Annotated in this window: 21 protein-coding genes; 11 read left to right on the top strand and 10 right to left on the bottom strand. The window is 64.9% G+C overall.

Going from position 1 to position 20,318, the window contains the following annotated elements; translation table 11 throughout:
* Positions 1-8 precede the first annotated feature (8 nt).
* The 3 genes from ACZ89F_RS08915 (at position 9) to ACZ89F_RS08905 (ending at position 1,635) form a co-directional block, all read left to right on the top strand.
* The gene (locus tag ACZ89F_RS08915; protein ID WP_476091353.1) at positions 9-224 is read left to right on the top strand and encodes a hypothetical protein; all 216 of its coding nucleotides are present in this window, start codon (positions 9-11) and stop codon (positions 222-224) included.
* 116 nt (positions 225-340) lie between these two features.
* Complete coding sequence (locus ACZ89F_RS08910) at positions 341-895, top strand: methylated-DNA--[protein]-cysteine S-methyltransferase (RefSeq protein ID WP_476091352.1); 555 nt, start codon at positions 341-343, stop codon at positions 893-895.
* Entirely contained in the window at positions 892-1,635 is a 744-nt protein-coding gene (locus tag ACZ89F_RS08905) for a 2OG-Fe(II) oxygenase (RefSeq protein WP_476091351.1), read from the top strand. The genes ACZ89F_RS08910 and ACZ89F_RS08905 overlap by 4 nt, the downstream gene beginning before the upstream one ends.
* Before the next feature lie 15 nt (positions 1,636-1,650).
* Here the strand turns inward: ACZ89F_RS08905 and ACZ89F_RS08900 are convergent, their stop codons facing one another.
* Positions 1,651-2,238 (bottom strand): dihydrofolate reductase family protein, encoded by a 588-nt coding sequence (locus tag ACZ89F_RS08900; RefSeq protein ID WP_476091350.1) that lies wholly within the window; start codon positions 2,236-2,238, stop codon positions 1,651-1,653.
* 101 nt (positions 2,239-2,339) lie between these two features.
* Here ACZ89F_RS08900 and ACZ89F_RS08895 point away from each other — a divergent pair, with 101 nt between their 5' ends.
* From ACZ89F_RS08895 to ACZ89F_RS08885, 3 genes are all read left to right on the top strand, one after another.
* Positions 2,340-2,756 carry a winged helix-turn-helix transcriptional regulator gene (locus tag ACZ89F_RS08895; protein ID WP_476091349.1) on the top strand — a complete coding sequence of 139 codons (417 nt, stop codon included), beginning with the start codon at positions 2,340-2,342 and terminating at the stop codon, positions 2,754-2,756.
* Between the two features lie 123 nt (positions 2,757-2,879).
* On the top strand, positions 2,880-4,127 hold the full coding sequence (gene dinB, locus ACZ89F_RS08890) for a DNA polymerase IV (protein ID WP_476091348.1): 1,248 nt from the start codon (positions 2,880-2,882) through the stop codon (positions 4,125-4,127).
* Between the two features lie 129 nt (positions 4,128-4,256).
* Complete coding sequence (locus ACZ89F_RS08885; protein ID WP_476091347.1) at positions 4,257-4,598, top strand: hypothetical protein; 342 nt, start codon at positions 4,257-4,259, stop codon at positions 4,596-4,598.
* Positions 4,599-4,635: 37 nt separating this feature from the next.
* Here ACZ89F_RS08885 and ACZ89F_RS08880 read toward each other — a convergent pair whose 3' ends face one another.
* The 9 genes from ACZ89F_RS08880 to ACZ89F_RS08840 all read right to left on the bottom strand — a co-directional run bounded on the left by ACZ89F_RS08880 (position 4,636) and on the right by ACZ89F_RS08840 (position 14,668).
* Complete coding sequence (locus ACZ89F_RS08880; RefSeq protein WP_476091346.1) at positions 4,636-5,664, bottom strand: cupin domain-containing protein; 1,029 nt, start codon at positions 5,662-5,664, stop codon at positions 4,636-4,638.
* A 117-nt stretch (positions 5,665-5,781) separates the two neighbouring features.
* Positions 5,782-7,383, bottom strand: coding sequence for an FGGY-family carbohydrate kinase (locus ACZ89F_RS08875; RefSeq protein WP_476091345.1), 1,602 nt, complete (start codon positions 7,381-7,383; stop codon positions 5,782-5,784).
* 129 nt (positions 7,384-7,512) lie between these two features.
* A complete protein-coding gene (locus ACZ89F_RS08870; RefSeq protein WP_476091344.1) occupies positions 7,513-8,241 on the bottom strand; it encodes an SDR family oxidoreductase in 729 nt (242 codons plus the stop codon).
* Between the two features lie 22 nt (positions 8,242-8,263).
* Complete coding sequence (locus ACZ89F_RS08865) at positions 8,264-9,523, bottom strand: sugar ABC transporter permease (RefSeq protein WP_476091343.1); 1,260 nt, start codon at positions 9,521-9,523, stop codon at positions 8,264-8,266.
* Positions 9,520-10,359: an ATP-binding cassette domain-containing protein gene (locus tag ACZ89F_RS08860; protein ID WP_476091342.1), complete on the bottom strand. Its 840-nt coding sequence runs from the start codon at positions 10,357-10,359 to the stop codon at positions 9,520-9,522. Before ACZ89F_RS08860 ends, ACZ89F_RS08865 begins: the two co-directional genes overlap by 4 nt.
* Before the next feature lie 189 nt (positions 10,360-10,548).
* Positions 10,549-11,631: an ABC transporter substrate-binding protein gene (locus tag ACZ89F_RS08855; protein WP_109660777.1), complete on the bottom strand. Its 1,083-nt coding sequence runs from the start codon at positions 11,629-11,631 to the stop codon at positions 10,549-10,551.
* A gap of 251 nt (positions 11,632-11,882) precedes the next feature.
* Positions 11,883-12,767 carry a helix-turn-helix domain-containing protein gene (locus tag ACZ89F_RS08850; protein ID WP_476091341.1) on the bottom strand — a complete coding sequence of 295 codons (885 nt, stop codon included), beginning with the start codon at positions 12,765-12,767 and terminating at the stop codon, positions 11,883-11,885.
* 294 nt (positions 12,768-13,061) lie between these two features.
* On the bottom strand, positions 13,062-13,478 hold the full coding sequence (locus ACZ89F_RS08845; RefSeq protein ID WP_476091340.1) for a hypothetical protein: 417 nt from the start codon (positions 13,476-13,478) through the stop codon (positions 13,062-13,064).
* A 5-nt stretch (positions 13,479-13,483) separates the two neighbouring features.
* Complete coding sequence (locus ACZ89F_RS08840; protein WP_476091339.1) at positions 13,484-14,668, bottom strand: Gfo/Idh/MocA family protein; 1,185 nt, start codon at positions 14,666-14,668, stop codon at positions 13,484-13,486.
* A gap of 105 nt (positions 14,669-14,773) precedes the next feature.
* Here ACZ89F_RS08840 and ACZ89F_RS08835 point away from each other — a divergent pair, with 105 nt between their 5' ends.
* The 5 genes from ACZ89F_RS08835 (at position 14,774) to ACZ89F_RS08815 (ending at position 20,262) form a co-directional block, all read left to right on the top strand.
* Positions 14,774-15,661: a MurR/RpiR family transcriptional regulator gene (locus ACZ89F_RS08835; RefSeq protein ID WP_476091338.1), complete on the top strand. Its 888-nt coding sequence runs from the start codon at positions 14,774-14,776 to the stop codon at positions 15,659-15,661.
* A gap of 78 nt (positions 15,662-15,739) precedes the next feature.
* Entirely contained in the window at positions 15,740-16,522 is a 783-nt protein-coding gene (locus ACZ89F_RS08830) for an SDR family oxidoreductase (protein WP_476091337.1), read from the top strand.
* Positions 16,519-18,051, top strand: coding sequence for a mannitol dehydrogenase family protein (locus ACZ89F_RS08825; RefSeq protein ID WP_476091336.1), 1,533 nt, complete (start codon positions 16,519-16,521; stop codon positions 18,049-18,051). The genes ACZ89F_RS08830 and ACZ89F_RS08825 overlap by 4 nt, the downstream gene beginning before the upstream one ends.
* Before the next feature lie 130 nt (positions 18,052-18,181).
* Positions 18,182-19,096 (top strand): sugar phosphate isomerase/epimerase family protein, encoded by a 915-nt coding sequence (locus ACZ89F_RS08820; protein WP_476091335.1) that lies wholly within the window; start codon positions 18,182-18,184, stop codon positions 19,094-19,096.
* A 131-nt stretch (positions 19,097-19,227) separates the two neighbouring features.
* The gene (locus tag ACZ89F_RS08815) at positions 19,228-20,262 is read left to right on the top strand and encodes an ABC transporter substrate-binding protein (protein ID WP_476091334.1); all 1,035 of its coding nucleotides are present in this window, start codon (positions 19,228-19,230) and stop codon (positions 20,260-20,262) included.
* Positions 20,263-20,318: the final 56 nt, after the last annotated feature.

The following is a 20,318-nucleotide window of genomic DNA, read 5'->3' as shown; positions in this document are numbered from 1 at the left end:
TGCGCGCGATGGCAAGGTCTCCCACCACCGATGCGACCAGCCAGACCCAAGCCGCCGGCCGGCGCGCCCCTGACGCGAAATCGCGAGTGCTGACCGCCATCGGCCAGATGGTCGATGACGGCAGAGCCGTGTGGAGCCGTACCGCGACCGGCGAGATTGAGCTGCGGCTGTTGACCGGTGAGGTGTTTCTGCTCGGAGAGATGTTCGTCACACGCGTCGAATGAGCACCATCAGCGCCGTAGAGCACCTGCCTTGGAGATTCGAATTTGAAAGCAAGCACCGGAGTGAGCGCGAGAAGCCGTGTCTGTAGGGTTCAGGCACAGACAAAGGAGTGAAGGCAATGAACCTCATGCACGCAAATATGCCGGCGACAGCCTCCAACGCAGCCGCCCTCGACACCATCGCCTACGCCATCGGCGAATCCGCGATCGGCAACATCCTGGCGGCGCGCAGCCACATCGGCGTCTGCGCCATCCTGATCGGCTCGGAAGCCGAGGCGCTGGAGCAGGACCTTGGCGACCGCTTCCCCGGCAAGGTGCTGGTCGAGGACGAGGCCGGGTTGCGCGACGATCTCGCGGCAATCGCGCGCTTCATCGAAACGCCCAGCTCCGGTCTCGACCTGCCGCTCGACATGCACCACGGCACGCCATTCCAGCAGCAGGTTTGGGACGTGCTGCGCACCATCCCGTGCGGCGCCACCATCACCTACACCGCACTGGCACGCCGCCTCGGCCAGCCGAACGGCGCCCGCGCCGTAGCGACGGCCTGTGCGGCCAACGCGATTGCGCTTGGCATTCCCTGCCACCGCGTTGTCCGCGCCGACGGCACGCTGTCGGGCTATCGCTGGGGCGTCGAACGCAAGCGCGCCCTGATCAACAAGGAGGCTGCTATATGAACGCCCATGCCAAGGTTGCCGCATCGGTGGTCGAAGCCGCTCAGACGCGTGTTGCCGGTTACGACTGGCCGGCCCTTGCCGTCGGACTCGACGGCTTCGGCTGCGCGGTAATCGAGAAGCTGCTCTCACCCGAAGAATGCCGGCAGATCGCCGGCCTCTATCCGGATGAGAAGCATTTCCGCAGCCACATCCATATGGCCAGGCACGGCTTCGGCAAGGGCGAGTACCGCTACTTCCGCTATCCCTTGCCGGACCTGCTCGGCGGCCTGCGCAGCGCGCTTTATCCCAGGCTGGCCGAGGTCGCCAATCGGTGGAACGAGCGCATGGGGCAGGCCAAGCGCTATCCCGCGACGCATGCCGCATTTCTCGAACAGTGCCATGCCGCCGGCCAGACGCGGCCAACCCCCCTGTTGCTGCAATATGTGCCTGGCGATTTCAACTGCCTGCACCAGGACCTCTATGGCGACCTCGCCTTTCCCCTGCAGGTGGCGATCCTGCTGTCCGAACCGGGCCAGGACTTCACCGGCGGCGAGTTCGCGCTGACCGAACAGCGGCCGCGCATGCAGAGCCGGGTCGAGGTGGTGCCGCTGCGCCAGGGCGATGCCGTTGTCTTCGCCGTTCACAACCGGCCGGTGCAGGGAACCAAAGGCAATTACCGCGTCAATCTGCGCCACGGCGTCAGCCGCCTGCGCTCAGGCATGCGCCACACCGTCGGCATCATTTTTCATGATGCCAAGTGAGCATGGTGAGGCGCCTCACCCCACCGGCGCGTAACGGTTGACCACCATGCCGCAGGCATAGGCCTTCGAGCCGAGCAGCGCCAGGTTTTGGAAACCGCCCTGGTCGAAGATGCGGCGGCCGGCACCCAGCACCGCCGGGTTGATGAACAGCTGGAACGCGTCGACCAGCCCGGCCGCGATCAGCGCCGAGGCGAAACCGGCGCCGCCGAACACCGCCATGTCGCCACCCTCGCCTGCCTTCAGCGCGTTGATTTCGCGCGGCAGGTCGCCGCTGGACACCGTAGTGCGCTCCCATCGCGAAGCCTTGAGCTTGTCGCTCAGCACCACCTTGTGCGCATCGACGACGCGCTGCGCAAAGGCATAGAACGGATCGCGCGGAAATTTCTCCGCCGCGTTGCCCCAATGGGTGAGATAACCCTCCTGCGCCATCTTGCGGCTGAGCAGAATGGTGTCGATGCCGGCGAAGACGGCGTTGAAGTCCCGCTTCAGCTCCGCGTCCCAAGCGCTGTCGTCACCCCATTCCCAGAGCTGCCAGGGATGGTCCTCGTTGGCGCCGACAAAGCCGTCGACCGACATCTGCATCTGAAGGATCAGCTTTCTCATCATCGTTCTCCTTGGCCAGCGGAAAATGGTTTACTTTTGGAACCGTTGACATCAGATGGAAACAGTATCAATAGTAAAGTGATTTAAAAATGGAACCATAGATGTCGACGCGCGAAAGATCCGGCTGCCCGATCAACCTGTCGCTCGAACTCGTCGGCGACCGCTGGACGCTGCTCATCATCCGCGACCTGGTCTTCGCCGGGAAAAGGCATTTTCGCGAATTCCTGCAATCCGACGAAGGCATCTCGTCGCGCACGTTGGCCGAGCGGCTGCAGACCCTTCAGGACGAAGGCATCCTCACCAGAAGCGACGACCCGACGCATGGGCTAAAGACGGTTTACCGGCTGACCGAAGCCGGCATCGACCTGTTGCCCGTGCTGGCGACGCTCGGCGCCTGGGGCAGCAAGCACCGCAAGGCCGACGATCATCTGGCCCGGATCGCCGATGAACTGGCGGTCGGTGGCGAGGCGGCGTTGGAACGGATGAAAACGGCGCTGCGGGCGGAACATATTGTCTAGGCGGTGGCACTCAAGCCGCACCCGCACTGCCCTCTGCTGCACAAATCGCTCTCCACTTGACAATGATCTGTCTTTGTTCTCTATTTGTTCATATCTATCAGCAACTGCGGATGTGCGGTCGGGATGGAAACGACAGCCACCATCCTGCATGCCGATCTCGACGCCTTCTATGCCTCGGTCGAGCAATTGCTCGACCCGTCGCTGCGCGGCAAGCCGATCGCGGTGGGCGGTGGCGTGGTGCTTGCTGCCTCCTATGAGGCGCGCGCCTTTGGCGTGCGCGGCGGCATGCCGGGGCGCAAGGCGCGCGAGCTCTGCCCGCAGTTGATCTTCGTCGGCGGCAATTTCAGCCACTACCAGCGGCTGGGCGACGCGGCGATCAAGGTGCTCGACGATTTCACCCCGCTGGTCGAACGCATCTCCATCGACGAGGCCTTTGCTGACGTCGCCGGCTGCATGCATCTGTTCGGGCAGCCGCAGGAGATCGCGACGACGATCCGCCGCCGCGTGCGGGCCGAACTCGGCCTGCCGATCTCGATCGGCGTGGCACGCACCAAGCATCTGGCCAAGATCGCCTCGCAGGTCGCCAAGCCCGACGGGCTGGTCGTCGTCGAGCCCGGCACGGAGATCGCCTTCCTGCACGACTTGCCGGTAGGCCTGATGTGGGGCGTTGGCCCGGCGACCAGAGCGAGGCTGGCCGAAATCGGCGTCGAGACCATCGGCCAGCTGGCCAGGACCCACAGTGGCGCGCTGACGCGACTGCTCGGTCCCGCCGCCGGCGAAAAGCTCGCCGCATTGTCCTGGAACCGCGACCCGCGCAAGCTGGAGACAAAGCGCCGCGCGCATTCCGCCGGCGCGCAATCGGCGCTCGGCCAGAAGGCCGCCATGGCTGATGTCATCGTGCCCACGCTGCTGCACCTGGCCGACCGCGTCGCCAGCCGGCTGCGCGCCAAGGCGCGGCCCGGCCGCACGGTGACGGTGCGGGTACGCTTTGCCGATCTCAGCGCCGTCACCCGCTCGATCACTCTTGACCAGCCGATCTCGGCGACCACGATGCTGGCCGAGATCGCCGGCGATCTGGTCAGCGGCGTGCTTGCCGACCACCGCCAGGAGAAGACGATCTCGCTGCTGGCGATCTCGGTGTCGCATCTCGAGGAAAGCTTCGAGCTGCAGCTCGACCTGCCGCTCGGCCTCGCCGATGAGAAGCGCCGCCCCGGCACCAGGAAAGGCCTGGCACGCTTCGACGCCGACCGCGCCATCGACAAGATCCGCGAGCGCTTCGGCAAACAGGCCGTCGGCTACGGCACGGTGGCGCTGGAGGCGGCACGCTCCGTGCCCGACGAATTCAGGGAGCTGGCGGAGAAGGAGCTGTGAGCACTGTTGACATTATCCTGAATGTGGACGCGCGGCACGGTAACCGAGGGGCGGCAGGCAGTGAAAAATCTTGATCTCCGCACACTGGCTATTCGAGTAGGATGCAGCTGACACAAGCCATGGACTCTCATGTTCGCACCCTTCATCGTTTGCGCGTTGGTCACAGCTCTTAGCGCGGTTGTCAGTCTCGGTTTCTCCCTGGCCGCCGTCACGAACGAAACCGGCAGCGCCCGGACAGTGGCATTGTACGGTTGCGCACGCAGTTTGGCTTTGGTTGTCGCTAGCGCCGTACCATTCTTTACAGGTTCGACTGAGTGGCTTGAAGCCATCGCCTGGATAATGATCCTTGTGCAGGCTGGGGATGCTGTCATAGGCACCACGATCGACGATCGGATGAAGACCTTCGGCCCGGCCGGCACATCGCTCGCCAACCTTCTCGCTCTCCTATGGCTGATCCAGTCCGTTCAATGACAGCTTCAGCGCACGATATTGATGCGGCTGGAGCAGCCTATTCCATCTGCTCGCCATCCCAATACCGCCTCACCCCTGCCATGTCGAAAATGCCGTCGCGCCGGCGCAAGGCGTCGACCGCCATCTTGTTGGAATCGGGATAGACGCAGACCTCGTTGGGGTTTTTCTCGCCGATCATCAGATAGCGGCACGGCCCGGTGCCGCTGTTGAGGAAGGAATGCCCGACCGCCAGGCCGGCGGGAAAGCAGACATAGTCGCCGGCTTTCAGCTCATGGCGCTCCTCGCCAAGCAGCAGCGTCACCTGCCCCTCCAGGATCAGCGCATGTTCCTCTTCGAGCATGTGATAATGCCTGGGCGCCAGGCGCATGCCGGGGGCCGGAGCCTCGATCAGCATGCCGACATGATAGTCGGACCGTCCCAAGGCGGCATAGGTTAGGTGTTTGGACTGACCACCGAACCGCGCCCCCTCGCCCTCCTGTTTCCACTCGACGGCATCGCTGGCAACCGGCGGGATCGGAGTGGCTGCTGCCTTGGTAACACCGGCCATCACATCCGACGGCGGCGGGTCGCCGGCGGCAAGGCCGGTGTTCTCGCCGTCCCAGTAGCTTCGGGTTGCCGCGAGGTCGAAGATCGCGCGGCTGCCCAGCGCGCGCACCAGCACCTTGTTGGAGGCGGTGTAGACGACAACGTCGTTGGGATTTCGCTCGCCAACGATGACATAACGGCACGGCGCGTCGCCGGCGTTGATGAGGCAATGTCCCGCCGCGGCACCCGCCGGAAAGCAGATGTAGTCTCCGGCCGTCATGACATAGGTGGCGTCGCCAACCTGCGCGGTGAGCGTCCCTTCGAGGATGAAGACATGCTCCTCCTCGAGAATATGGTAATGCGCCGGCGAGGTCTGCTTGCCCGGCGGCAGCTCCTCGATCGCCACGCCGACATGGTGGTTTTCGCCGAGGGCGGCCAGCGACAGATGCCGATAGCGCACGCCGAAGCGAGGTACATCGGACCATTCGGTCCACGGCACCGCATCCGATGCGAATGGCACGGGCGGTTTGTCGTCTGCCATCAGGCCTCCTGATCCTGCCGCCTACCTCGTGGCGACGGAACAAAGCTGCCAGCTTCCGGCATCATCGCCAAGCGGTGTTCGCCACGCTCCTGACAGAGCCGGACAGAAACCGCTGTCTCAGCCCCGGATCGTCTTGCCGGCCTGCTGCAGCAGCTCGAACGCCGCGAAGCGCTTGGCGTGCCAGCCGGCCAGCGCCGCGTCGGGATGATAGACCTCGCCGAGTTCCGACATGCCCGCCATCGCCGTCACCAGATCCGCGTAAGCACCGGCGGCGACGGCGCCCAGCATCGCCGAGCCGAGCAGCACCGGCTCGGGCGAGGTCGACGCCACCACCACCATGCCTGTCGTGTCGGCAAGCAGCTGGCGCACCAGCGGGCTTTGCCCGGCGCCGCCGCTGACGACGATGGTGTCGACAGGAATGCCCTTGTCGTGCTCGGCTCGCACGATCTGACGCGCGCCGTAGCCCAGCCCGCAGACCCCGGCGACATAAAGCCCGACCAGGCTGTCGAGGCTGGTGTCGAGATCGAGCCCGGCAATCAGCGCGCGCGCGTCCGGGTCGGCGAAAGGCGCGCGGTTGCCGAGGAATTCCGGCACGACATGGATATCGCCGACCAGCGCCGGCGTCGCCGCGGCTCCCTTGCGGCTCTGCGCCTGCAGCGCTAGCCAGGCGCTGAGGCTGAGCCCCTCGGCCTGCGCCTTGGCGGTCGCTTCGCCGGCCGCCGGGTGCATGCGCACCAGATGGTCGATGGCCGCGCCCGCCGCCGATTGGCCGCCTTCGTTCAGCCACAGGCCCGGCACCATGGCCGAGAAATACGGACCCCAGACGCCGTCGACGAAGGCCGGCTGCGCGGTCGACGACATGGTGCAGGCCGAGGTGCCGAAGACATAGGCCATGCGCGACAGAACGCTGCCGAACTCGCCGCGTGCGCCGACCGTGCCGACGCCGCCGGCATGCGCGTCGATCAGACCCGCCGCCACGGCGGTGCCGGGGCTGAGACCAAGGTCCGCTGCCGCCTGCGCGGTCAGTCCGCCGCCGAGTGCTGCTCCCGCCGGCACGATCTCGGTGCCGATGCGCGCGAACCCCTCGTCGGCCATCGCACCGAGGCCGACCTTGCGGAAATAGCCCTCGTCCCAGCGGCTCTCATGCGCCAGATAGGTCCATTTGCAGGTCACCGTGCAGACCGAGCGTGCAAGGCTGCCGGTCGCCCGCCAGGTGAGGAAGTCGGCGAGGTCCAGGAACTGCCAGGCGGCATTGAAAGTGGCGGGCAGGTTTTCCGCCAGCCACAGAAGTTTCGGCGTTTCCATCTCCGGCGAAATGACGCCGCCGACATAATTCAGCACCGCCTCGCCGCTGCGGTTGATGCGGCGCGTCTGCTCGACCGCGCGGTGATCCATCCAGACGATGATGTTGCGTTCGGGATTGCCCGATTTGCTGACCGCCAGGGGCACGCCGCCCCCGCCCAGCACCACCAGTGAACAGGTGGCGTCGAAGCCGATGCCGGCGATTGCCTCGGGCGCTATGCCAGCCTGGGCAACGGCAGCGCGCGTGGCGGCACACACCGCCCGCCAGATGTCATTGCTCGACTGCTCGACAATGTCGCCGGCCTCGCGCCAGACCTCGATGTCCTGCTTGGCGGAGGCGAGCAAGTTTCCCGTATGGTCGAACACCCCGGCCCGCGCGCTGCCGGTGCCGACGTCGATGCCGAGATAGTGGGGCATGGGGAACCTTTGGTTTAGGGCAGTAAGGGAGTAGGGCAGTAAGGCAGTAGGGGAACAAGCAATCGTGGCTTAGCTTAGGCCCGGGCATTGAACGGCAGAGCAATCATACTGCCTTACTGCCTTACCCCCCTAAAGATCATTGCTCTGCGGCAAAATCACCAGATCCCGGATCGTCACGTTGCGCGGCCGGGTCAGCATGAACATGACGGCTTCGGCGACTTCGCGCGGCTGCATCAGGCCGCCGGCGGCGAGTTCTTCCTCGAGTTTAGCCTTCGGCCAGTCGCTGACCAGCGCCGTCACCACCGGGCCGGGCGCCACGGCGCCGACGCGCAGGCCGTGCTTGGCGACCTGCCGCCGCACCGTGTGGACGAAAGCCTGCACGGCGTGCTTGGAAGCCGTGTAGATCGGCTCCCACACCACCGGCACCAGTCCGGCGATCGAACTGGTGACGATGATGTCGCCGGTCTTGCGTTCGATCATGTGCGGCAGCACCGCCTGGATCGAGCGGAAGCAGGCATTGATGTTGAGGTTGAGCATCCGGTCCCAGGCATCGGGATCGCCGGTCGCCACCTCGCCGCCGACATAGGCGCCGGCATTGGCATGGAGGATATCGAGCTGGCCGGTCTTCTCCAGAATCTGCGGCATCATGCTGGCGACGCTTGCCGGCTGCATCAGGTCGATCACCAGCGGGATCGCCTTGGGGCCGAGTTCCGCGCACAGTGTATTCAGCGTCGCCTCGGCGCGGTCGACCAACACCACGGTGGCGCCGGCCGCCAGCATATGCCTGGCGCATTCGAGGCCGATGCCTGATGCCGCACCGGTGACGGCGGCAACTTTTCCGGACAGTTCTTCGCTCATGTCTTGCTTCCTGTTGATAGGTTCAGGCCCGGCCATGCGAGACACGCGAGCGGCGTGCCAGCGAGTCGACGATGACTGCGATGGCAAGCACGGCGCCGGTGATCATGTACCGAAGCGACGAGGACAGATCGAGCAGCGTCAGGCCGCTGGCGATCGACTGGATGACGATGATGCCGAGCAGTGCCGAATAGGCGCTGCCGCGACCGCCGAACAGGCTGGTGCCGCCGATGACGGCTGCCGCGATGGCGTTGAGGTTGACGTCGCCGGTGCCGGCCTGCTGGCTGGCCGAGGCAAGGCGGGCGGCCGACAGCACGCCGCCGAAAGCGGCCAGCATCGAGCACAGCACGAAGGCGCTGGAATAGATCAGCCGCACATTGATGCCGGCGCGTCGCGCCGCCTCGCGGTTGCCGCCGACCGCCGACATCGAGCGGCCCCATTTGGTCCGTGTCAGCGCGTAATGCATTGATATGACCAGGCCGACGAACAGGCCGAACATCCACGGAATGCCGCGCGCCTGGTTGAGATAGAAGACGATGAGTTCGAGGATGACCGTGATGATGATCGCCCGCGTAATGAGCCCGCCGGTCGAGGGCGCGGACAGATTGGCGGCGCGGCGGCGCGCGACGGTGCGCAGGCCGGTGACCAGCATGACGATGCCGGGCACGGCCGCCAGAGCGAAGGAGACAAATTTCGGCATCATCAGCAACTGGCCGAAATTCACCAGGTTCGAGCCGTAAGGCAGGTTGATCGAGCCGGTCGAGCCGAGGATGTAGAGTTGCAGGCCGAGCACCGCCAGCAGGCCGGCCAGCGTCGAGACGAAGCTCGGCATGCCGAGCCGGTTGAACAGCAGCGCATAGAGCGCGCCGATGAAGCCGCCGACGGCGACGGCGGCGAGGATGGCGAGCGCCACCGGCCAGCCCTGGTTGACCCACAGCGTGCCGACCATTGCCGAGGCAAAGCCGCTGATCGAACCGACCGACAGGTCGATCTCGCCGACCATCAAGACGCAGACGATGCCGAGCGCGATGACGCCGACGGTGGAGCAATCGAACAGCAGGTTGACCAGATTGCTGCTCGACAGGAAGATCGGGTTGATGCTGGCGAACACCGTCCAGATGATGACCAGCCCGACAATCACCGGCAGCGAGCCGAGATCGCCGGAGCGAACCCGGTCGAAGAACCTGCGGATGGCGCCGCCGATCCCGGCCTCGTGCTTGACGCGCACATCGGCGCGGTCGAGCTGCGGCGGCACGGGGGCGGCCTGTTCGGCTTCGCGGCTCATGGGTGTGGCTCCCCTTTTTGATCATGCAGGGCGGTTTGGTCTTGCCTGGCCTGTCTGCGCTCGGCACGCCGCGACACCGAATTGTTCGAGGCGCCGGTGATGGCGCTGACCAGTTCCTGGTTCGAGGCGTCGGGCGAGAAGATGCCGTTGTTGCGGCCAAGCCGCAGCACGACGATGCGGTCGGCAACTGCGCGCACGTCTTCCATATTGTGGCTGATGATGACGACGCCGAGGCCGCGGTCGCGCACCCGCTCGATCAGGTTGAGCACCTCCGCTGTCTGCGCCACGCCAAGTGCGGCCGTCGGCTCGTCGAGCAGGATGAGCTTGGGTTCGAGCAGCAGCGAGCGGGCGATCGCCACCGTCTGGCGCTGGCCACCCGACAGCGACGCGACCACTTCGCGGACACTGGGGATGCGCGCCGAAAGCTCGTTGAGCAGCGTCCAGGCACGCACTTCCATCGCCACCTCGTCCAGCCGCAGCGGGTTGAGCTCGCGGCCGAGGAAGATGTTGGCGACGATGTCGAGGTTCTCGCACAGCGCCAGATCCTGGAACACGGTGGCGATGCCGAGCGTCAGCGCCGCACTCGGGTCGGCAAGCGTCACAGGCGTGCCGCGAAAGCTGATGCTGCCCGAGCTCGGCTGATGCACGCCGGCCAGGATCTTGACCAGCGTCGACTTGCCGGCGCCATTGTCGCCGACCAGCGCCACCACCTCGCCGGCATGGACATCGAGATCGATGTCGGTGAGCGCCGAGACGGCGCCGAAATTCTTGGAAACGCCGCGCAGGCTGAGCACCAGCTCGCCTGTCGGAACCGGTCCGTCCGGGGTATCGATCATGCCAGAGACCTTTCAAAAGAACCGGTTCAAAAATATCGGATGAGCGCTGCCTGGCCGCCGCCAGAACCACCCCGGTACATTCGGGGTGGTTCCGGCTTCTTGTTGGACCATGATCTTACCCGAAAACCGGGTCCCACTTTTCGGGATCATGGTCTGGCGGCCAGACAGCGGAGCGGGCAAGGGGCGCGGTCAGTTCCCGATGCCCAGCTTCTTGCAGCCTTCCGCGTAACGATCGACGCAGAGTTCGGCCGCGGTGTTGATCTTCTTGTCGATGATCTCGGCCTTCAGGTTTTCCTGCGTCACCACCGCTGGCGTGAACAGCTGCGAGGGCGTGTCGTACAGCGTCATCTCGGCCTTCGGCGTCTCGCCCGAAAGCAGCTTGATCGCAATGTTGGCGGCGGCGGCCGCCACGATCTCGCTCGGCTTGGAGATGGTGTTGTACTGGTCGCCGGCGATGATCAGCTGAAGTGCCGCGATCGTCGCGTCATTGCCGGTCACCGGCGGCACGGGATCGACGCCGGCCGCCTTGAAGGCGGCGATGGCGCCGCCACCGGTGCCGTCATTGGCGGCAACGACACCGAGGATTTTCGGCCCGAAGCGGGTGATCTGGCCGCCGGCCCATTGCTGCGCCTTCGGCGGCGCCCATTCCGGTGTGTCGTATTCGGCCAGGATCTGGTAGCCGCTGTTGTCGAGGCCTGCATGGATGCCCTTCTTGATCAGGCCGGCCGCCGCGTCGGTCGGCGAGCCGTTGATCTGCAGCACGCCGCCGGTGGCCGGATCGACCTTCAGCGCCTTCAGGTGCTCGACCAGCGAGTCGGCGATGGCCTTGCCGATGCCTTCATTGTTGAACGAGACATAGAAGTCGGCCGGTGCTGTCGGGATCGGCCGGTCATAGGCGATGACCTTGATGCCCTGGCTCTGCGCCAGCTTGACCAGCGAGGCGGCGGCGGTCGAGTCGACGGGGTCGAGCACGATCGCCTTGGCGCCCTGCGAGATCACCGAGTTGAACTGCTGCTGCTGGCGTGAAGCATCGGCATCGGCGTTCTGGTAGAGCACCTTGCAGCCCGGGCACAGCTTCTTCATCTCGGCGGCGAAGCCGGGATAGTCGTGCTGCTCGTAGCGGGTCGAGGCCTGGTCGGGCATCAGGAAGGCGACGGTGGCGTCGGTGACTTCGGCGGCCCGGGCGATCGCGGCGGTGCCGGCCAGCAGCGACAGCGCAATTGCTGCCATGCCAGCGGACTTCCCAGCGGATTTCAATGAAAGTTTGGTCATTCGGTCTTCTCCGTTTCTGGATATGGTTGTAAGAAGGTCGTTGACTGCTTTGGTGTGGAGACACGCGTCCGCCCTCGCCCCAACTGCAATTGGGAACCAGGACCCGGCGCCGGCCTTTCGAGCCGCGCCGCCATCCTCCGCTGACGGAGGATTTTCAAGACAAGCGCTCTCCATCGCGGACCGCACCATGCGGGCCACGTCTTCAGGCGAAAAAGTATTGTTCCTCCCTTGGTTCCTCCCTGGCTCCTCCGTTAAGCGGCTTTGCCCGCATTGATGTTGTCGGCCAGCAGGCGCCTGAATCGCGAGGGCGGCATGCCCTTCTCCGCCAAGAACTGCCTGTTGAAATTGGACAGATTGTTGAAGCCGACCTCGTAGCAGATGTCGGTGATCGAGGCCTGCTCGTCGCTCATCAGGATCTGGCAGGCGAGGTTGATGCGCAACCGCTTGACATACTGCACCAGAGACATGCCGGTGTGGCGGCGAAACGAGCGCGAGAAGGCGCCGGTCGACTGGCCGGCAATGGCCGCAAGATCCGCCTCGTCGAACAGCTGCGTCAGGTTCTCCCTGATATAGGCGAGCGCCTTGTTCATGCCGGCGGTCATGTAGCCCGAGGGATCGGGCCGGTAGCTGGCGCTGGCCAAGAGCTGGAATTCCTGGGCGCGGCTGAGCAACCCGGCGATCATCATGAACAACTCGATGCGGCGCACGCCCTGCGCCTGCATCATCTCTTCCATCAGCGGCGCCAGCGCCTTGCTGGTGCGGTTGGAAAACAGCACGCCGCGACGCGACGCCTCGAGCAGATGCCCCAGCCCCGCCAGCTCCGGCAGCACATGCATGGCATCTCCGATGAAGCTTTCGGAAAACTGGATGATGCGGCCGCGCAGCGGGATCGAGCTTTCCCTGGGGATGTCGCTGACCCAATTGTGCGGCAGGTTCGGCCCGGTCAGCACCAGATTGCCCGGCTCGAACTCGCCGATGAAGTCGCCGACAAAATAGCGGCCGTTGGTGAAGATCACCTGATGCAGTTCATATTCGGGATGGAAATGCCAGCGCACCGTGTGGAAGGGGTAGCCATGCGACCACGCCTTGAAGGACTCACCGCGTCGTATCTGGACAACTTCCAGGTCCGGTTCCATGTCCGTTTCCTCCCGGGCCGGCACGGATCGTTGCCGCATTCGGCCCACATTCCCTAAACCGGCCGAATTGGTTTCGGCTCTGCATTTCAGGAGCCACGGTATCGGCTCATGACAACAGGCGCCACCACGATTCAAGACAAAGGATGATACTTTTTTAACCGGAAGAGGGATGCGGAGATGCGATATTCGGGCAGGACAGGACAGTCTTGCTGACGCGCTGGCCCGATTGGGCAACGACAACGACGCCTTCCTGGCAAGGAGTTGCAATGCCTTCGGCAGTGAGCCTGAGGCGCCCTATCGCAAAAACATCGTCTTCAGACGCGGTTGCAACGAAGCAGGTTCGACAGCCATCCGCACTTGGCTGAGCGCGTAACGCATGGCAGGCTTGAACGGCAGCCAGGATTGCAGATCATCGAGCAATTCATCCGACATCATGTCTTCGAGCGGACCAGCGCCCAATTGACCAAGCGCCTTCTCGTGGTCGGGCAATTGGGCTTTCGCAACAATGGCGAGAACCCGTTTCAAGACGATGTCCCTTGGATCGTGAAGCAAAGTCGTCGTCCAGGACCATACGTCGGGATCCACCAGGTAAGCCTGGACATAGGCTTCAGCGGTGATCGGTGCTTTTCCAACAGCCGACATATCCGGCACCCACACAAGATTGGATGCGATGGCGCTCCGCGTGAACGCGTTGGCGAACCGACCTTGCATCGCCCTTACCCGAACCTTGCAGCCGTCCACGCGCCACCGGCCACGTTCGAATCCACCGCCGCCGCAACGAACTTCACGCCGCGCGCGCCGTCGACGACATCGGGCACCTGCGCCGCACGGGCCGGGTCGACGGTGCCGCCGGAACGGTGGGCGCGGATGATGTCGGCGGCGTCGCGGTAGAAATTGGCGAAGGCCTCGATATAGCCTTCGGGGTGCGCGGCGGGCATGCGTGACACACGCCGGCTTTCTTCGGTCGAGCCATAGCCGCCGCGCACCAGCGTGCGGGTCTCCTCGCCGTAGCGGGAGAAGCGCAGTTCTTCCGGCCGCGCGCCCGACCATTCGAGCCCGGCTCTGTCGCCATAGATACGCACGGACAGATCATTGTAGTGGCCGGGCGAGGTCTGGCTGGCCAGGATCGTGCCGCGCGCCCCGCCGGTCCAGCGCATCAGCACATGCGCATTGTCGTCGAGCCGGCGTCCCGGCACGGCGGTGAACAGATCGGCCGACACCGCCTCGGCCTCGCAGCCGGAGATAAAACTCGCCAGGTTGAAGGCATGCACGCCGATGTCGGCCAGCACCGCCGACTGCCCTGCCCGCGCCGGATCGGTGCGCCACTCCGCCTGCTTCTGGCCTTCGGCATCGATCGGCTTGGTCAGCCAGTCCTGGATATACGAACCATGCACGGACACGATCCGCCCGAGCTCGCCCGCCGCCACCATCTCGCGCGCCTGGCGCACCATGGCATAGCCGGTGTTGTTGAGCGTGACGACGAAGCGGCGCTTTTTCGCTCGTGCCAGCGCCACCAGCGCTTCGGCGTCGGCCAGTGTTGTCGACAGCGGCTTGTCGCAGATCACGTCGATGCCGGCCTCGAGGAAGGCCGTGGCGATCGGGGCGTGCAGATGATTAGGCGTGACGATAACCACGGCCTCGATGCCATCCGGCCGCGCTGCTTCCGCCTGCGCCATGACGCGATAGTCGGCATAGCTGCGCTCCGGCGCGATGCCGATCTCGGCGGCCGAGGCAGCGGCGTTCTCCGGATCGGAGGACAGCGCGCCGGCGACCAGCGCGATCTGGTCGTCAAGGCGCATGGCGAGGCGATGCACGGCACCGATGAAGGCATTGCGGCCGCCGCCGACCATACCGACCCGCAGACGTTGGCGCGTCGATCCGCCCGATGTTGCATAGACCATTCAAACTCCTCCCGGCAGGTGCAACCCCATGAGGCCGCTAGCACTTTCGAACACAATTTCCAATTTCCATATTGTAAAACGATCGTGCCGCGCTAGCCTGAAATCATGAGTGGGGCGGGCAAAACATCCGGACGATCGATTGCCGACGAGGCTGCGACGCGCAAGCGCGGGCGCTCGCTCGCGGCGTTGGGTTATATCCAGCCGCAGACCTATGAGGAGCTGCGCGCGGTGCTGTCGTCGGGCACCGTGCATTTTCCCAAGCGGCTGCGCCAGGTCGCGATCTTCCTGTGGCAGCATCCGAGCGACGTGGCGCTCGGCACCATCGCCCAGGTGGCGGCACAGGCCGGCGTGCAGCCCTCGACGCTGGTGCGCTTTGCCCAGATCTTCGGTTACTCCGGCTTTTCCGATTTCCAGGGCCTGTTCAAGGAGCACGTCAAGGGATCGTGGCCGGAAGGACGCGGCGAGCCGCGGACCGAGACCGAACCCAATCTGCATTTCCTGCACGGCATGGTCGGCGCCTCGCAGGCCTCGCTCGGCCGCATCGAGAGCGGCTTCGACGTCGGAAGTTTCGAGAAAATGGTGGCGCTGCTGGCGGCAGCCGACCTGATCTATGTCATCGGCTCCAAGCGCGCCTTTCCCGTCACCACCTATCTCTCGCTGACGCTCTCGCAGCAAGGCGTGCGCAACGTGCTGGTCGACAATGTCGGCTCCACCGCAATCGACCAGGTCGGCTGCATCGGCGGCCGAGATGCGGTGCTGGCGGTCTCCTTCAGCCCCTACAATTCGATCACGCCCGACCTCGTCGCCGTAGCGCATGAGCGCAAGGCCCGCATCGTCACGATCACCGACAGCACCTTCAGCCCGCTCATCCCTTTGTCGGACAGCTGGCTGGAAGTGGTGGAGTCGGATTTCGCCGGCTTCCGCTCGCTGGCTGCCTCGCTCGCCGTCGGCATGGCGCTGGTCCATGGTGTCGCCGCGCGCCGCGGCAAATGAGGTGGCGCTGGCACAATTGACTATCGGGAATTCCCGTTCCATATTTCAAAAAATAGAAACTTTGTTCCGGGAGGAGGAATGGAGCTTCAACTCAACGGCAAGGTGGCGCTGGTCACCGGCGCGACGCAAGGCATCGGCCGCGCGATCGCCGAGACGCTTGCACGTTCCGGCGCTGGCGGCCTGCTGGTCACCGGGCGCGAGCAGACGCGCGGCGACGCGGTGGCGGCGGAGCTTTCGCGGCTGGGAACGCCGACAATGTTCGTCGCCGCCGACCTCGCCGACCCGGCAACCCCTGCCCTTTTGGCGCAGGCCTGCATCGAGCGCTTCGGCCGCATCGATGCGCTGGTCAACGCCGCCGGCCTGACCGACCGCGCCTCCTTCCTCGAGGCCGATCTCGATGACTGGGCGTCGCTGTTTGCCGTCAACGCGCGCGCCCCGTTCTTCCTGATGCAGGCGGCCATCGCCGACATGAAGAAGCGCGGCCAGGGTGGCGCCATCGTCAACATCCTGTCGATCAACGCGCATTGCGGCGCGCCGGAACTCGCCGTCTATTCCGCCAGCAAGGGCGCGCTGGCGACGCTGACCAAGAATGCCGCCAACGCCCACCGCTTCGACCGCATCCGCGTCAACGGCATCAATGTCGGCTGGACCGACACGCCGGCCGAACGCGTCATGCAGGCCGACACGCTGGGCAACGGCCCCGGCTGGTTCGACGCCGCCAACGCATCGCAGCCCTTCGGCCGCCTGTTCTCGACGAGCGACATCGCGAACCTCGCCGTCTTCCTGCTTTCCGATGCCGCCGGCCCGATGACCGGCACGCTTATCGACCAGGAACAATGGGTGATCGGGGCGAACCGGTGAGCGCCATCGAAACGCTCGGTCCCGCACTGCTGGAAAGGCTTCCCGCAGCCGTCCAGACACCGGCCTATGACCGCGCGGCGCTCGCCGCGGGGATGGCGCATCTCGGCGTTGGTGCCTTCCATCGCTGCCACCAGGCCGAATACACGGACGATCTGCTCACGCTTCAGTTCGATCGCTGGGGCGTGGTCGGCATCAACATCCGCCCGCCCAGCCTCACTGAGACGCTCGGCCGGCAGAGCGGGCTCTACACAAGGCTCATCCGCGAGAACAGCCATGTCGAGGCGCGCGTCATCGGCAGCATCCTAGAGGTGGTCGACAGCCAGGCAAGCGCCGCACCGGCGCTCGACGTGCTGTCGTCACCTGATATCGAGCTGGTGACGATGACGGTGACCGAGAAAGGCTATTGCCACATCCCGTCGAGCGGCGAACTCGACCTTGGCCATCCCGACATCGTCCATGACCTCGCCAACCCGCAGATGCCGTGCAGCGTGCCTGGCATCCTCGCGAAGGCGCTGGAACTGCGCCGGGCCAAGCATGGCCGGCCGCTGACGCTGCTGTCCTGCGACAACATCCCGGCCAACGGCGTCATCCTGGCCAATGTCGTGCGGGCTTTTGCCGAGCAGCGCGAGAATGGGCTGGCCGAGTGGATCGAAGCCAACGCCGCCTTCCCCTCGGCCATGGTCGATCGCATCGCGCCGGCGGTGACGCAGGATGATCTCGACAGCGTCGAACAGTGGTTCGGCTACCGCGATGCAGCCGTTGCCGTCGGCGAGCCGTTCCGGCAATGGGTGATCGAACGGAAATTTGCCGGCCGCGTGCCGCGCTGGGATCTCGTCGGCGCGAGTTTCGTCGACGACGTCACGCCCTTCGAGCATCTCAAGATGCGGGTGCTGAACGGCGCCCAGACGACGCTCGCCACGCTCGGCGTGCTGGCCGGCCTCGAACACACATCGGATGCCATCGCCGACCCGCTGCTGGCGGCCTTCGTGCACCGCATGCTTGTCGGGGAAACGCTGCCGACATTGACGCCGGTGCCAGGCATCGAGCCGCTGGCCTATGTCGAGCAAAGCCTCGGCCGCTTGCGCAACACCGCCATCCGCCACCGCAACCACCAGATCGCCACCGACGGCTCGCAGAAGATCGTCCAGCGCCTGCTCAATCCGATCCGTGACCGCTTGAGGCAGGGCGAAAGCATCGCGCTGCTGTCGATCCCTGTCGCTGGCTGGATGGCCTATCTGATCCAGGCCTCGGAAAAATTCGGCAAACGCTGGCCGGTGTCGGACCCCTATGCCGGCAAGGTCGCCGCGATTGCCGACGCAATCGGCCGCGATGCGAAGGCACTGGTGGCCGGCATCCTCGCAATCGACACGATTTTCGACCCCGGCCTTGCCGCGAACCCTGCGTTTCGCGCGGCCGTCACATCGGCGCTGCGCGACCTGCTGTCGGACGATCCGATGGCGGCCGTCAGGCACAGTCTTGAACAAGATGAGGTCGCGAGGTTGAAGCGATCCAAACAATCGGCATTATAGGCATTGGCCGTGAAGACACGACAAAAGCAATTCCAGGAAAAGTGTGAAACGGTTTTCCGTCCGGAATTGCGCAAAAACAAAGGGATAGAGCGGTTCAGCGTGAAACGATGAAGCGCTCTAGGGAGGCAGTATGAAACTTGGAGTGCTCACCGCACCGTTCGCGGAGACGCCGCTTGGCGAGGTCGCCGGCTGGGCAAGCACGGCCGGCTTCGAGGCGCTGGAAATCGCCTGCTGGCCGAAATCATCGGGCGCCAGCCGCCGCTATGCCGGCACCAGCCATATCGACGCCGCTTTGACTTCCTCCGCGCAGGCGAAGGAGATCGTCGCCTCGCTGGCGGAGAAGAACCTGTCCGTCTCCGGCCTCGGCTACTACCCCAACCCGCTGCACCCCGACGCCGCTCACCGCGACGACGTGATCGCCCATCTGAAGAAGGTGATCGTGCTGGCCGCCAATATGGGCGTGCCTGTCGTCAACACCTTCTGCGGCGGCGACGCCTCGAAGACCGTCGACGTCAACTGGCAGGAGGCGCTCAAGGTCTGGCCCGAAATCGTCGCTTATGCGCGCAGCCACGGCGTCAAGCTGGCCTTCGAGAACTGCCCGATGATCTTCAGCTATGATGAGTGGCCGGGCGGGCACAACATCGCCTATTCGCCGCAGGTCTGGCGCCGCATCCTCGAAGCCTGGGGCGGCGATGTCGGCATGAATTTCGACCCGTCGCACCTGGTCTGGCAGATGATCGACCAGGCCCGCTTCATCCGGGAATTCGGCCCCTACATGCTGCATGTCCACGCCAAGGACCTGATGATTGATCATGATGGTTTGTACGAGCGCGGAATCCTGTCTTCCGGCATAGGCTGGCAGGTGCCGCGCATGCCGGGGCTGGGCGATGTCGACTGGAGCGGCTTCTTCTCCGGCCTCTACCGTGCCGGCTATGACGGATCGGTCATCATCGAACACGAGGACAGGCGATTTGAAGGCAGCGACGATCAGGTCAAGCGGGGTTTCCTGCTCGCCCGCGACGTGCTGCGTCCCTTCGTCAAGTGAAGGAAAAGCATGTCGGCAACGACATGCGAAGGAGAACAACGAGTTGAAGCGGGCCGCATGAATCTCTTTCTGAACGGCATGCCTCAACGACTTGGAACTGAAACTGAAAAACAATGTGGAGGAAGTCTGAAATGAAGAAAATCCTGACCATGGTCCCGCTGCTTGGCGGCGTAGCCTTGCTGGCCTCGGTGGGCGTCTCGTCCGCCGCGGGCAAATACACGATCGGCATCTCCAACACCGTGCAGGGCAATGGCTGGCGCGAAGAGATGGTCTGCGCCATGAAGGCACAGGCGCTGGCTTCCGGCGAAGTCGCCAAGCTCAACATCGCCCACCGCAACACGGATGCCGCCGGCCAGCTGGAAGACATCCGCAACCTGATCAGCGCCAAGGTCGACGCCATCGTCGTCAACCCGGCCGATCCGGCCGGCATCAAGGCTGGCCTCGAGGAAGCCACCAAGGCCGGCATCGTCGTCGTTGCCGTCGACCAGGCGGTCACCGAGCCGTCGGCCTACATCATCTCCAACAACCAGGAACAGTATGCCTATCTCGGCGCCAAGTGGCTGTTCCAGCAGATGGGCGGCAAGGGCGACGTCTTCTACATGCGTGGTGCCGCCGGCGCGTCCGCCGACAGCGATCGTGACAAGGGCTTCAAGAAGGCGCTCGCCGAATTCCCCGACGTGAAGGTCGCGCAGGAAGTCTTCACCGGCTGGCAGCAGGACCAGGCCAAGCAGCAGATGCTGTCCTTCCTCGCCACCGGCACGCCGATCAACGGCGTGTGGACCTCGGGCATCGACAACGTCATCGTCGACGCGCTGGTCGAATCGCAGGCCCCGCTGGTGCCGGTTGTCGGCGCCGACAATGCCGGCTTCGTCGGCCAGCTCAGCTCGGTCAAGGGCCTCGTCGGCGCCGCAGTCACCAACCCCGGCTCGATCGGCGGCGCGGGCGTGACGCTCGCCCTGCAGATCCTCGACGGCAAGAAGCCGGCCCAGCAGACCGTGCTGGTCGAGCCGCAGCTGTGGGAAAACGCCACCGAGGAAGGCAAGGCCAAGCTGAAGGCCGCCGCCGACCCGTCGCTGAGCCCCGAATGGCCGGTCTCGATCTCGATCCCGGACTGGACGACATATACCAAGGAACAGATCGTGGCCTGCAAGGGCCCGGGCGAGTAAATCTCCGATATCCCTGCCTTACAACGGCGGGAAGTCACATATGGGCGAAGGCCCCC

It is taken from the genome of Mesorhizobium sp. USDA 3734, assembly GCF_056279665.1.
This window is presented reverse-complemented; position numbering and strand designations above follow the sequence as displayed.